This window comes from Sphingopyxis sp. GW821-FHT02C12 (assembly GCF_059421785.1).
Genome location: NZ_JBWKVQ010000001.1, coordinates 1,830,162 through 1,843,397, shown reverse-complemented (window position 1 = coordinate 1,843,397; position 13,236 = coordinate 1,830,162). Strand labels below are relative to the sequence as shown.

The window sequence follows — 13,236 nt, the reverse complement described above, 5'->3', positions numbered from 1 at the left end:
ATACAGGCACGCGCCGCGCCGCGCGGGATGCGCGGACGGCAATTCAGGCTGGATCAGGCGAAGGCGGGTGGTCCGGTGCTTGGCGGCAGCGGCGAGGCGATGCCGGGGGCATAGCCGAGCGACGGGATCGCGACGGGCGACGGCTCGACCGCGACCGGCGCGGTCGGCAGCGCGGGTTCGGCGGGGACGATCGGTGCCACCGCGAGCGCGCCCCACGGGCAATGCTGCTGCGGCTCGCCATCATGGCCGGCGATTTTCTCGATCGGGATCGTCATCGTCGCGCCCGGATTGGCCGGGTCCGAACAGACGCGCACGGTGATCGTCCCCGACGCGTCGGTCTCGATCATCCAGCCCGGCGCGACGATGATGCGCGCGGCGAGCGCGAGCAGCAGCGGCAGCAGGAGAAGGATGCCCGGACGGCGAAAGGCGGCGAGGAGGCCCATGCGGCGGGCCTTATGGCGACCGCTGTGCAGTGACAAGTGGCCTCGCATTATCAAGCGCGTCATTGCGAGCGGAGCGAAGCAATCCAGAGCGGTTGCCGCTCACTCGGGATTGCTTCGCTTCGCTCGCAATGACGAAGATTTATTCGGCGGGCGTCTCGTCGGTCTTCTTGCCCGTGCGCGTCCACGGGTAGAGCAGTTGGCCCCAATAGTTTTTCGGCACATCCTCGGGGATGCCGTAATTTTCGGGCCAGCGGTCCTTGGGCAGATGAAAGGTGCCGAACAGCTTGTCGATCCACGGGAAATGGATCGCGAAATTGACGTCGAACGCCTCACGTTCGAGGCCGTGGTGCCAGTGGTGAAAGCGCGGGGTCGCGATCCAGTGTCCGGCCCGGTTGAAATTGCCGCCGACATTGGCGTGGAGCAGCGACGACCAGACATAGACGAAGCCGATATAGGCCTGCATCACCGACGGCGAGAAACCGAGGGTGAACAAAGGCAGCGAGGTGATCGCGCGGAGCAGGATGATTTCGATGAAATGCATCCGCGACCCCGCGAGCCAGTCCATCGATTTCGCGCTGTGATGGACGGCGTGGAAGCCCCAGAGAAAGGGGTAGCGATGGAAGGTGCGGTGGAAGAAATATTGCACCACATCCGACGCGATCAGGACGATGACGAATTGCACGGCCCACGGCAGCGAAGCGACCCCGGCGCGGAAGGCGTCCCAGCTGTTCGTATGCTCGTTGACGAACTGCTGCGGCGCGAGCGCGAGGAAGCCCAAGACCTGCACGAACATCGTGCTGACCAGGTAGTAGAAAAGATCCTCGCGCCATTCGGTGCGGAACAGGCGTTGCGCGCGGCGATGCGGGAAGGCGCGTTCGAGCGGCGCGAACATGAAGCCGGTGATCAGCAGGTTGACGACGAAGAAGTCGAGCCCGAAGAAAATCCCCCAGTCGCGGGTCTCGGCGGGCTGGACATTGGCGCCGCCGATCAGCGCGGCAGCGAGCGCGATCATCAACGCGGTGGCGCCGAGCACCTTGCGCGGGCGGAGCAACAGGCTGAGCAGCGCGAGGCCGTAGCTCGCAAGCAGGATCAGGTGGACGACCCCGCGAAACCCGCCCCAATTCTTGACGATCGCGAGTTCGGGGGTGGCGAACCAGTCGGGAAAACGCAGCGCGATCACCAAGCCGAATCCGACGACCGCGAACAGCAGCGCGAAAAAGCCCGACAGCCAGCCGCTGCCGAAGCGCCGCACCTCGGTATGCGATTCGAGATCGCGCATCAGGGCGTTCAGATAATCACGTTTGGCCATGTTTCCCCCTCACGGCATTTGGGCCGCGCCGTCTGTGATGCCGCGCACCGGTTAAATATCCTCCCTGTGGCGAAGCCATGGGGAGGTGGCAGTGCGAAGCGCTGACGGAGGGGCAGTGACACGACGTCGCTGGCCCCTCCACCACTTGCTTCGCAAGCGGTCCCCCTCCCCATCGCTGCGCGACAGGGAGGATCATTATCCCGCCGCCGCGACGATCGTCGCCCAGTCGGCTTCGTCGATCACGCGGATGCCGAGCGCCGCCGCCTGCTTGAGTTTCGATCCCGCGCCGGGGCCCGCGACGACGAGGTCGGTCTTGGCGCTGACGCTGCCTGCCGCCTTGGCGCCGAGCGCTTCGGCCTGCGCCTTCGCTTCGTCGCGGCTCATCGTTTCGAGCTTGCCGGTGAAGACGATTGTCATGCCCGACACCTCGCTCTCGCGCGTCTCGACGATGTAGGGCGGGGGCGACACTTCGCCGAGCAGGTCGTCCCACAGGTCGCGGTTGTGCGGTTCGTGGAAAAAATCGCCGAGCGCTTCGGCGACCGCGGGGCCGATGCCGTCGGCGCGCACCTCGAGGATCGCCTTGATCGCATCGAGCTTGCGGCCCGCGTATTTGCCGTCGGATTCGCTTTCGCCCTGCGGATTCTCATCGAGCCAGGCGTGCAATTCGGCGGCCTTGTCGGGCAGGCGCGCGATCTCGCCGAGCCCCTTGAGCAGGTCGCGCGCGGTCACCGCGCCGATATGACGGATGCCGAGCCCGAAGAGCAGCCGCGCGGCATCGGGCGCGCGCTTCGCCTCGATCGCGGCGAAAAGATTGTCGACCGACTTTTCCTTCCACCCCTCGCGGGTGAGCAGTTCGGCGCGATGGTTTTTCAACCGGAAGATATCCGCCGGCCCCTTGTCGAGCCAGCCAAGGTCGAGAAATTCCTGGATGCTTTTTTCTCCCAGCCCCTCGATATCGAGCGCGCCGCGGCTGACGAAATGGCGCAGGCGCTCGAACTTCTGCGCGTTGCAGATGAGGCCGCCGGTGCAGCGCACATCGACCTCGCCCTCCTCGGCGACCGCTTCGCTGCCGCAGACCGGGCAATGGTCGGGGAAGATATACGCGGCGCGCTCTTCGGCGCGGGTGAGGTTCTCGACGACCTGCGGGATGACGTCGCCGGCGCGCTGGATGACGACGCGATCGCCGGGGCGCACGCCCAATCGGCCGATCTCGTCGCGGTTGTGGAGGGTGACGTTCGACACGACGACACCGCCGACGGTGACCGGCACCAGCCGCCCGACCGGGGTGAGCTTGCCGGTGCGTCCGACCTGGATGTCGATGGCTTCGAGCGTCGTCTGTGCGCGTTCGGCGGGGAATTTATGCGCGATGGCCCAGCGCGGCGCCTTCGCGACGAACCCGAGGCGGCCCTGCCAGTCGAGCCGGTCGACCTTGTAGACGACGCCGTCGATATCATAGGGCAGCTCGGCGCGCTGGCGTTCGATGTCGCGATAGTGGGCAAGCACGCCCTCGACGCCGTCGAAGCGTTTCAACAAGGGCGACACCGGGACACCCCAGCTTTCGATGAGCCGCATCATGTCGAATTGCGTGGCGGCGGGCACGGCACTGACCTCGCCCCAGCCGTGCGCGAGGAAGCGCAGCGGGCGCGAGGCGGTGACGCTCGCATCCTTCTGGCGCAGCGATCCCGCGGCGGCGTTGCGCGGGTTGGCGAACTGACGGACGGTGGCGGGGTCGAACGCGACCTCGCGCTGCGCGGCGAGCGCCTGGCCTTCCTCCATCAGCCGCGCGTTGAGCGCGGCAAAGTCGGTCTTGGCCATATAGACCTCGCCGCGGATCTCGAAGACGTCGGGGACCTCGCCGTTCAGTTGCTGCGGGATATCTCCGATCGTAGCCACATTGGGCGTAACATCCTCGCCGACGCTGCCATCGCCGCGCGTTGCCGCCTGCACCAGCTCGCCCTGTTCGTAGCGCAGCGAACAGGACAGGCCATCGATCTTGTCCTCAGCGGTCAGCGCGATCGCCTCGCCTTCGCCGAGGTTGAGGAAGCGCCGCACCCGCGCCGCGAACTCGTCAACGTCATCACCGCTGAACGCATTGTCGAGGCTCATCATGCGCTGGGCATGGGTGACCTTGGCGAGCGGCGACGCCTCGACCGCGGCGCCGACCGTGTTGTTCGGGCTGTCGGCGCGGACCAGATGCGGGAAGGCGGCTTCGAGTTCGGTGTTGCGGCGGACGAGCGCGTCATAATCGGCGTCCGAAATCTCGGGCGCATCCTCGGCATGATAACGTTTGCCATGATAGGCGATCGTTTTCGCGAGGCGCATCAGTTCGTTGGCGGCGTCGGCTTCGGTGGTCACGGCGATTTCAGGGCTTCCACAAAGGCGGGGTCGGAAAACACCTGCCGCACGAGCAGCGGGTATAGCGCATTATACTGGCGGAAAGCCTCGGGTATAGCGAGGGCGCCGATAAAATCGCCCTTCCACGTCGTCTCGACGCGATAATCCTTCGCAAAACGCTCGGTCCCCTCGCGTATCACCGAAATCCGCACGCCCAGCGCGGCGCGCGTTTCGCCGGCGCGGCTTTCGATGAGGCGACCGGCAATCGCAACCGGAGCGCCAGGATCGAAACGGTTCGCCGTCCGGAGCTCGTTTTCGAAACTCAGTCCCAGAAATTCGGCGAAACTCGCCCCTTTCGGCGGGCTCATCGTCGAGCCGCGGATGACGACGGTGCGCGCGACCGGCGCGGCGCCGCCGGCATCGACGAAGGCCCCCACGGCCATCGGCGGCACGTTCGCCGCGCGCAATATCTTCAGCGTTTCGATCGACGGCGCCGTTTCATCGATCCGCGCATGGACGCAGCCCGCGAGCACCAGCATGATCGCGGCGACCCCGAGTGCCCGGACCGATCCCCTCGGCATGGCTATTGCGGAAACGCCGGGTCGGAGACGAGGTTGTTGACGCCATGGTCGGTCGCCTGGCGGACGACGGTCTTCACCGCCTCGGTGACATTCTTGACCTGCGTCCCCGGAATCTCGACGTCCTTCTTGCCATATTTCATGTGCAGCGCGTGCTGGACGAGCGTCTTGATCGAGGATGCGCCCTCGCCGGGAAGATATTCGAAGGTCACGTCGTACCGGTCGGTCGCGACAACCCCGCCGAACAGCCCGAAACCGAGCCCGGCGCCGAAAGCGTCCTTCTTCGCCTTGTCGAGTTCCTTCTGCGGCACAATGTTGTTGAAGGTGATGCTGAGCACCGCGCCGCCGGCAACGGGCGCCTCGGCGACCTCGCTGAACGCCCCGGTGCCCTTCAGCGACTCGATGATCCACGGCTTGACCTCTTTGGTTGCGCGCGGATTGGGCTCGCCGTTGCGCTGAAACTCGAAGATCAGCTGGACCGGCTTCGGCGTCGCGGGGGTCTTTTTATCCTCGGCCTTCACATCGCCGAGCGTATTGTCGACAAACCATTTCGCCGCCTGCGCCGCCGTCGGCGCGATGAGCAGCATCAGCGCCGCGAACGCCGACAAGAGTTTGGCGCGCCCCGACAAAAAGCGATTCAGCATGATAGATCCCCTTCCCCAATACAGGATCGGATAGCAGCGCCGCCCAAATCGGCAAGCCGCTTCGCGCCCGCGCGCCGCGACAGCGTCAGTGCCGCGCGGACGCGACCGGTTTGAACTCGATCCGCTGGCCGAAACCCGCGATTAGCGGACGGCCCTTTTTGATCGCCGCCTGCACCGCGGGAAGCTGTAGCGACGCCGCGTGTGCGTCCTTGTCGGACCATAGCTCGACGATCCAGATCGCGTCGGGGTTCGCGCTGTCCTCGCCGATCAGATAGCCGATATTGCCCGGCATCGCGGTCGTGCCGTCTGCGAGAATGGCGGCGAGCGCCGCGCGCTGGCCGGGCTGCGCGATCATCTGGCCGATCAGGCCATATTGCGGGTCGGCTTCTTCCATCATGGCCTCCAGGGCGCGCAGCTTCGTGATCGGCAACAGCGCCGCCGCCGTGCCGGCGAGCGCGATGAGATGCTGGCGCCGGTTCACCGCGCGATCGCCAGCACATGGATTTCGCGGCGGATGCGAAACCCCAGCGATTCATAGAGCGCGATCGCGCCCGCATTGTCGGCATAGCTGTGGAGGAAGGGCGTCTCGCCGCGCGCGACCATCGCACGCATGACATGGCCGATCAGCGCACGCGCCAGCCCGCGGCCACGGCAATCCTCCCACGTCGACACGCCGCTGACCTCCGCCATGCCGGGCAAGAGGATGCGCTGGCCCGCCATCGCGAGCAGGCGGCCATTCTCGCGCACGCCGAAGAAGGGGCCGTAGAGATGGGTCTTGGGTCCCCAAGGGCCGGGTTTGGCATGATCGGCGAGCACCGCCATTTCGGCGGCGTCGGCGTCACCGAGCGCGATGATCGACGGTTCGTTTTCGCGCCGGGCGGGCGGTGGACCCTCGGCGACCATCTGCGTCAGGACGGCGCGCTTCACTTCGCGCGTGCCGGGGGGCAGCGGCCAGGGCTCGCCATCGACAATCCACAATTCCTCGCCGACGGGACAGTGCGCGGCGAGCGCCGCCTGCGCAGCGGAACCAGTGTCGGCGGCGATGCCGAACACGCCATAGCCGCGGTCGATCCGCACCGCCGAACCGGGGTCGCCCTCGGCCAGATGCGCCTGCCGTCCGGTGAGCATGCTCCAAACGGGGCGGTCGAGGGGGTGGGTGATCGCCCTCATAAGGCAAAGCCGACCAAGGCCACCGACGCAGCAACAATCGCAAGCCCGATGAAAACCATGGCCTTCCCAACATCTTGCGACCGAAAACGCCAGAGCCCGATAAACAACGCCGCCGCGACCGCGATTACCAGTTCGGGGATGCTCGACAGCCAAAAGCGCTGCGGGTCGTAGGTCTCCGGATGATAAAAGGAATTAACGGCGTCCCAGACATAGCGGAACAGGAAAAATGGCAGTGGGAGCAGGAGCGCGAGGACTATTCTGCCCGACTGAATGAGGCGAAGGGCGTTCCCCCGCCGTATCATGCCGCGACTTCCAGCAACCGCTCGGCCTGCGCCCTTGCCTCGTCAGTCACTTCCGCCCCCGACAGCATCCGTGCGATTTCCTCGCGCCGCGCCGCTTCGTCGAGCGCGCGGACGCCGGTGCGCGTCACCGTGCCCTCGCTCGATTTGGCGATCAGGAAGTGCGCCGCGCCCTTGGCCGCGACCTGCGGCGAGTGCGTGACCGCGAGCAGTTGCTTGCCGGCACCCGCGAGCCTTGCCAGCCGCTCGCCGATCGCGCTTGCCACCGCGCCGCCGACGCCGCGGTCGATTTCGTCGAAGATGATCGTATCGGCGCCGCCTTCCTCCGCCAGCGCGACCTTGAGCGCGAGGATGAAGCGCGAGAGTTCGCCGCCGCTCGCGATCTTGATCAAGGGCGCGAAGGGTGCGCCGGGGTTGGTCGAGATCAGGAATTCGACGCGGTCCATGCCCTCCGCGCCCCAGCGTTCGGCGGGCAGGCGCTCGACCAGCGTCTGGAAGCGCGCGGCATCAAGCTTGAGCGGCACCAGTTCGCCCGCGACCGCCTTGTCGAGCCGCGCCGCCGCCTTGCTCCGCGCGTCGGACAGCGCGGTCGCGGCATGGGTGTAGGCCGCGGCTTTCGCCGCAACCTCCGCCTCGAGCCTCGCGAGGCCCTCGCTGCCGCCCTCGATCGCGTCGAGCCGTGCCGCGAGGTCGCCCGCGAGGGTGGCGAGTTCGTCGGGCTGGACATGATGTTTGCGCGCCATCGCGCGCAGTTCGAACAATCGCGTTTCGGTCTCTTCGAGCCGCGCCGGATCATATTCGAGCGCGCGCGCCGCCTCGTTCAGCCGTTGCTCGGCCTCGTCGGCCTCGATGATCGCCCGGTCGAGTCCGGCGAGCGCTTCGGCGAGCAAAGGGTGGTCGCCCGCGAGCCGGTCGAGCCGCCGCGCCGCGGCGCGCAATTGCGCGGGGCCGCTGTCGCTGCCCTCGAACGCCGCCATGATCGCGCCCATATCGCCGGCGATCCGCTCGCCCTTCTGCATCGCGCCGCGCGCTTCGGCGAGTTCGGCCTCTTCGCCCGGCTGCGGCGCCAATGTCGCGAGTTCAGCGACGCAGTGGGTCAGCCAGTCGCGATCGCGCTCGGCCTCGTCGAGCGACGCGCGGGCGGCGGCGAGACGCATTTCGGCGCTGCGCCATTCGCCATGCGCCGCAGCGACGGCCGCACTGTCGCAGCGGCCATAGCTGTCGAGCAGCGCGCGGTGCCCCGCCGGCGCGAGCAGGCCGCGATCGTCGTGCTGGCCGTGGATTTCGACCAGATGCGCCCCGACTTCGCGCAGCAGCGCCGCCGAGCAGGGCTGGTCGTTGAGGAAGGCGCGGCTGCCGCCATCGGCGCGCAGCGTGCGGCGGACGAGCAAGGGTTCGCCGGGTTCGATCCCGATATCGTTTGCGGCGAGCAGCGCGGCAAGCGGGGTTCCGGGTGCCGGCGGGGCAAAGCTCGCGGTCACCTGCGCCTTGTCGCTGCCCTGGCGGACCAGCGCGCTGTCGGCGCGCGCGCCGAGCGCGAGTCCGAGCGCGTCGAGCAGGATCGACTTGCCCGCCCCGGTCTCGCCGGTGAGCACGCCGAGCCCGGCCGCGAAATCGAGGTCGAGCCGTTCGATCAGGACGATATTGGCGATGGACAGGGCCGTCAGCATGACCCGCCCTTACATCAGAACAAAAAGCGAATCCACGCCCCGCGCGTTACGCGGAAGGCGCATTCTTTTGCATCAGCTGATACGCGCGCTCATACCATTTGCTGCCCGGGTAGTTGGCGCCGAGCACCGCGGCCGACTTCTTCGCCTCCGACGGCACGCCCAGGGCGAGATAGCATTCGGTCAGGCGATAGAGCGCCTCGGGGGTGTGGCTCGTCGACTGGAACTTTTCGGTCACTTCGCGGAAGCGGATCGACGCGGCGAGCCAGTTCGAGCTGCGCTGATAGAAACGGCCGATTTCCATTTCCTTGCCCGCAAGGTGGTCCTGCACCAGATCGACCTTGAGCCGCGCGTCGGCGGCGTAGCGGCTGTCAGGATAGCGGCGGATCACTTCGCCCAAGGCGGCGAGCGCCTGCTGGGTGATCTTCTGGTCGCGGGTGACGTCGCTGATCTGCTCATAGTAGCTGAGCCCGATCAGATAATAGGCATAGGGCGCGTCCTTGTTGCCCGGATGGATCGACAGGAATCGTTGCGAAGCCTCGATCGCCGGCGCATATTCGCGGTCCATATAATAGCTGAACGAGCTCATCAGCTGTGCGCGGCGCGCCCAAGGCGAATAGGGATGCTGGCGCTCGACCTCGTCGAACAGCGCGGCGGCGAGGCCATATTGGTTCCGGTCGAGCCGGTCCTGCGCCGCGCGGTACAGCGTGTTGACGTCGCGCGCGACATAACGCGTGTCCTTTTTGACGCCGCTGCCCCCGGCGCAAGCGGCCAGCAGGGGGGTGATCACAAGGGCGGCGGCGAGCAGGCGCGTCGAGGCGCGCAGGGTGGGACGCTGAGTCATGGGCGCGGTATAGCCACAGCGCGGATGAACGCAAAATAAATGATGGGGGTGTCGGCGCGGAATTACGGCGCTTTGACCACGCAACCCGCCGGCACGTCCGCGGGTGCCGGAACGCGGCGTGCGGTCTTGATCGTCACCATCGGGTCGAGCATCTGGCCCTGCATCACCCCCTCGCCCGCGGTCGGCGAGACCGGCGCGGCGAAAATCTTCTCCGCGACATCGGCGCCAGCAACGACTTCGCCGAACACCGCGAAGCCCGCGCCGTCGCCGCCAGGCGCATCGGCGTCGAAACCCTTGATGTCGCCGAGCAGCAGGAAGAAGTCGCTGGTCGCGTCGCCGGGGTGGAGCCGCGCCATCGACAGCGCGCCCTTGCAATTGGTGAGTCCGGTCGCCGTCGTCGGCTCATGCGCGATCGGCGCGAAGTTGGTGCGCGGGTCGCCGCGGTTGCCCGCCTGGACCAGCTGGTTCGCCGGACCCCAGTTGCGCGTCGCACGATAGAATTTGAAACCGTCCATGCGCTTGCCGTCGACATAGCGCAGGAAATTGCCCGAGGTGATCGGCGCGCGCTTGTCCTCGAGCCGCACAACGATCGTGCCGAGGTCGGTGGTAAGTGCGACAAAGGGGCGCGTATCGACCTCGACCAGCGGCGCGGCCGGGCCGGCGATGGGCGGAATCGGCGGCGGCAATTGCGTCGTCTGGGGCGGGACCGTGGCGGGCTGGGCCGCAAGCGCGAGCGCCGGAAGGATCATCGTCAGCATCGCGCCAGCATAAGCGAAAAACCATCACGCTGGCGACCCCCTTCGCAACGGCGGGTGGTGCGCGGATCAACATATAAAGAAATCTTTATATGCGTATTGACAGCTCGCCGGTCGGAGCTATTCTAGGCTGGTCGAGGTTCCCCGCGTCCGGCAGGACATGGGGCTAAGACGGGAAGCCGGTGCGCCTTTCGGGGCAAGGCCGGCGCTGCCCCCGCAACTGTAAGCGGTGAGCGGTGGTCGATAAGTGTCACTGGTTCGGCAAGGAACCGGGAAGGCCAGACCCCCGCGTCGATCCGTGAGCCAGGAGACCTGCCTCGTCAGATAACGTCCTCCGGCGGGGTGTCCGGTCTGGTCGCATGCATGGCTGCGCCCGGGCTTGTCCTGCCGGACGCATCGGCCGTTGCTTGTGGTCCGGCCCGTCCCTTGCCCAACGCAAGGTTTGAAGACATGGCCATCACCGTCGCCACGCTCGGTTTTCCCCGCATCGGCCCGCGCCGCGAACTGAAATTCCTGCTCGAAGGCTATTGGGCGGGCAAGAAGAACGAAGAGGAATTGCGCGAAGGCGCCGCCGCGCTGCGCGCCGCGACCTGGGCGCGCCAGCGCGCGCTGGGCGCCGATGTCCTGCCCTCGGGCGATTTCTCGCTCTACGACCATGTGCTCGACACCTCGGCGATGGTCGGCGCGATTCCGGCGCGATTCCGGTGGGACGGCGCCGCGGTCGGGCTCGACACCTATTTCGCGATGGCGCGCGGCACGCAGGGCGGCGCCGGCCATCAAGGCTGCACCCACAGCCTCGACGCGACCGCGCAGGAAATGACCAAATGGTTCGACACCAACTATCATTATATGGTGCCCGAACTCGAAGCGGGGCAGGTCTTTCGACTGTCGTCGACGCGCCTGGTCGATGAGTTTCGCGAGGCCAAGGCGCTCGGCTATCACACCCGCCCGGTGCTGCTGGGTCCGGTCAGTTACCTGATGCTGGCGAAAGGGCGCGGGGTCGAGCCGCTGTCGCTGCTCTCCGCCCTGCTTCCCATTTATACGGAAATCCTGACCGCGCTTGCCGATGCCGGCGCCGACTGGGTCCAGATCGACGAACCCTGCCTCGTCCTCGACCTCGACCATGCCCAGCATGCCGCTTTCGCCGACGCCTATGCGCGGCTGGCGGGCGCCGGGGTCAAGCTGATGCTCACCACCTATTTCGGCGGCCTCGGCGAGAATCTCGGACTCGTCGCGGGATTGCCGGTCGACGGCTTGCACATCGACCTCGTCCGCGCGCCCGAACAGCTCGGCGCGATCTGCGCCCGCGTGCCGAAGACGATGCTGCTGTCGCTGGGGGTGATCGACGGCCGCAATATCTGGCGCGCCGATCTCGATACGATCCTGGCGCGCATCGCGCCGATCGCCGCGACGCGCGATATCGTCGTCGCGCCGTCCTGCTCGCTGCTCCACACGCCCGTGGACCTCGCGCTCGAAAAGCGGCTCGATCCCGAAATCGCGCAATGGCTGGCCTTTGCGGTGCAGAAGATCGGCGAGCTGGCGACGATCGCCAGGGCGCTCAACGAAGGCGAGAACACAGTGGCCGACGCGCTTGCCGCTGCGCGTGCCGCCGCCGGGACGCGCCGCAGTTCGCCGCGCATCCACGACCCGGCGGTACAGGAACGCATGGCGGCGATCGACGCGGCGATGGTCGAGCGCCGCTCGCCCTTCGCCGACCGCCGCGCGTTGCAGCGCGACCGGCTCGCCCTGCCCGCCTTTCCGACGACGACGATCGGCTCCTTCCCGCAGACCCCCGAGGTTCGCAAGGCGCGATCGGCGCATAGCAAGGGCGAGATCGACGATGCCGCCTATGCCCAATATCTGCGCGTCGAAACGCGCGCCGCGATCAAGTGGCAGGAGGAAATCGGGATCGACGTGCTGGTCCATGGCGAATTCGAGCGCAACGACATGGTGCAATATTTCGGCGAGCAGCTGGCGGGATTCGCCTTCACCCAGAGTGGCTGGGTGCAAAGCTATGGCTCGCGCTGCGTGCGGCCGCCGATCCTCTATGGCGATGTGTCGCGCCCGGCGCCGATGACGGTCGAATGGTGGCGCTATGCGCAGGACCAGACCGACCGGCCGATGAAGGGCATGCTGACCGGTCCGGTGACGATTCTGAACTGGTCGTTCGTGCGCGACGACCAGCCGCGCGCGGTGAGCTGCCGCCAGATCGCGCTCGCGATCCGCGACGAGGTGCTCGACCTCGAGCGCGCAGGCGCGGCAGTGATCCAGATCGACGAAGCAGCCCTTCGCGAAGGCCTGCCGCTGCGCCGCGGCGAATGGCAGGCCTATCTCGACTGGGCGGTCGAGGCGTTCCGGCTGTCGGCGTCGGGGGTCGCCGACGACACCCAGATCCACACCCATATGTGCTATTCGGAGTTCAACGACATCATCGCGTCGATCGGCGCGATGGACGCCGACGTTATCTCGATCGAGACCGCGCGCTCGCAGATGGAGCTGCTCGACGTCTTCGCCGACTACGCCTATCCGAACGAGATCGGCCCGGGTGTCTATGACATCCATTCGCCGCGCACCCCCGCCGAGGGCGAGATGACGCAATTGCTGAAACTCGCGAGCCGGCGGCTGCCCGCCGAGCAGATCTGGGTGAACCCCGATTGCGGGCTCAAGACGCGCAAATGGGACGAGGTGCGCCCCGCCCTCATCGCGATGGTCGCCGCGGCGCAGCGGCTGCGCGTCAAGGGGGCCTATGATGCAGCCTGATGGTTCCCCTGCGGTCCGCGTCACCGCGATGCCCGCCAACGCCAATGTCTATGGCGATATCTTCGGCGGCTGGTTGATGGCGCAGATGGACCTCGCCGCCTCCTCGGTCGCGTCGCACCATGCGCGCGGCCGGGCGGTGACGATCGCGGTGGAGGGGATGACCTTTCACCGCCCGGTCTTCGTCGGCGACGAGGTGTCGGTCTATGCCCGGCTGCTCAAGGTCGGGCGCACGTCGATGCAGGTCGCGGTCGAAGCCTGGGCACGCGACCGCCATTCCGACGAAGCGAACAAGGTCACCGAGGCCAATTTCGCCTTTGTCGCCATGGGTCCCGACCGGCGACCGCGCGCCGTGGCACCGCTCGGCTGACGGGCATGCCATTCTATATTCAACCAACAGGTTGACAATTGGGATCTGCGAATCATATTTAACCAC

13 protein-coding genes and 1 riboswitch are annotated in these 13,236 nt (G+C 66.9%); of the genes, 2 read left to right on the top strand and 11 right to left on the bottom strand.

What is annotated here, in order from left to right; translation table 11 throughout:
• Positions 1 to 53: 53 nt before the first annotated feature.
• The 11 genes from AC07U1_RS08760 to AC07U1_RS08710 all read right to left on the bottom strand — a co-directional run bounded on the left by AC07U1_RS08760 (position 54) and on the right by AC07U1_RS08710 (position 10,046).
• A complete protein-coding gene (locus AC07U1_RS08760; RefSeq protein ID WP_495176794.1) occupies positions 54 to 443 on the bottom strand; it encodes a hypothetical protein in 390 nt (129 codons plus the stop codon).
• A gap of 139 nt (positions 444 to 582) precedes the next feature.
• On the bottom strand, positions 583 to 1,752 hold the full coding sequence (locus AC07U1_RS08755) for a sterol desaturase family protein (protein WP_495176795.1): 1,170 nt from the start codon (positions 1,750 to 1,752) through the stop codon (positions 583 to 585).
• A 195-nt stretch (positions 1,753 to 1,947) separates the two neighbouring features.
• Positions 1,948 to 4,074: an NAD-dependent DNA ligase LigA gene (ligA, locus tag AC07U1_RS08750; RefSeq protein ID WP_495177474.1), complete on the bottom strand. Its 2,127-nt coding sequence runs from the start codon at positions 4,072 to 4,074 to the stop codon at positions 1,948 to 1,950.
• A gap of 29 nt (positions 4,075 to 4,103) precedes the next feature.
• Complete coding sequence (locus AC07U1_RS08745; protein WP_495176796.1) at positions 4,104 to 4,667, bottom strand: hypothetical protein; 564 nt, start codon at positions 4,665 to 4,667, stop codon at positions 4,104 to 4,106.
• A 2-nt stretch (positions 4,668 to 4,669) separates the two neighbouring features.
• Entirely contained in the window at positions 4,670 to 5,308 is a 639-nt protein-coding gene (locus AC07U1_RS08740; protein WP_492737171.1) for a hypothetical protein, read from the bottom strand.
• 85 nt (positions 5,309 to 5,393) lie between these two features.
• Positions 5,394 to 5,789: a putative quinol monooxygenase gene (locus AC07U1_RS08735; RefSeq protein ID WP_495176797.1), complete on the bottom strand. Its 396-nt coding sequence runs from the start codon at positions 5,787 to 5,789 to the stop codon at positions 5,394 to 5,396.
• Positions 5,786 to 6,478 (bottom strand): GNAT family N-acetyltransferase, encoded by a 693-nt coding sequence (locus tag AC07U1_RS08730; RefSeq protein ID WP_495176798.1) that lies wholly within the window; start codon positions 6,476 to 6,478, stop codon positions 5,786 to 5,788. Before AC07U1_RS08730 ends, AC07U1_RS08735 begins: the two co-directional genes overlap by 4 nt.
• A complete protein-coding gene (locus AC07U1_RS08725; protein WP_495176799.1) occupies positions 6,475 to 6,780 on the bottom strand; it encodes a hypothetical protein in 306 nt (101 codons plus the stop codon). The genes AC07U1_RS08730 and AC07U1_RS08725 overlap by 4 nt, the downstream gene beginning before the upstream one ends.
• The gene (gene recN, locus AC07U1_RS08720; RefSeq protein WP_495176800.1) at positions 6,777 to 8,447 is read right to left on the bottom strand and encodes a DNA repair protein RecN; all 1,671 of its coding nucleotides are present in this window, start codon (positions 8,445 to 8,447) and stop codon (positions 6,777 to 6,779) included. Before recN ends, AC07U1_RS08725 begins: the two co-directional genes overlap by 4 nt.
• A 46-nt stretch (positions 8,448 to 8,493) precedes the next feature.
• Complete coding sequence (locus AC07U1_RS08715) at positions 8,494 to 9,288, bottom strand: outer membrane protein assembly factor BamD (RefSeq protein WP_056345771.1); 795 nt, start codon at positions 9,286 to 9,288, stop codon at positions 8,494 to 8,496.
• Between the two features lie 62 nt (positions 9,289 to 9,350).
• The gene (locus AC07U1_RS08710) at positions 9,351 to 10,046 is read right to left on the bottom strand and encodes a peptidylprolyl isomerase (RefSeq protein ID WP_495176801.1); all 696 of its coding nucleotides are present in this window, start codon (positions 10,044 to 10,046) and stop codon (positions 9,351 to 9,353) included.
• Positions 10,047 to 10,163: 117 nt separating this feature from the next.
• A riboswitch (cobalamin riboswitch) is annotated at positions 10,164 to 10,377 on the top strand.
• Between the two features lie 116 nt (positions 10,378 to 10,493).
• Here AC07U1_RS08710 and metE point away from each other — a divergent pair.
• Both metE and AC07U1_RS08700 read left to right on the top strand, forming a co-directional pair.
• Positions 10,494 to 12,803 (top strand): 5-methyltetrahydropteroyltriglutamate--homocysteine S-methyltransferase, encoded by a 2,310-nt coding sequence (gene metE, locus AC07U1_RS08705; protein WP_495176802.1) that lies wholly within the window; start codon positions 10,494 to 10,496, stop codon positions 12,801 to 12,803.
• Entirely contained in the window at positions 12,793 to 13,170 is a 378-nt protein-coding gene (locus AC07U1_RS08700) for an acyl-CoA thioesterase (protein WP_056345765.1), read from the top strand. Before metE ends, AC07U1_RS08700 begins: the two co-directional genes overlap by 11 nt.
• Positions 13,171 to 13,236 lie beyond the last annotated feature (66 nt).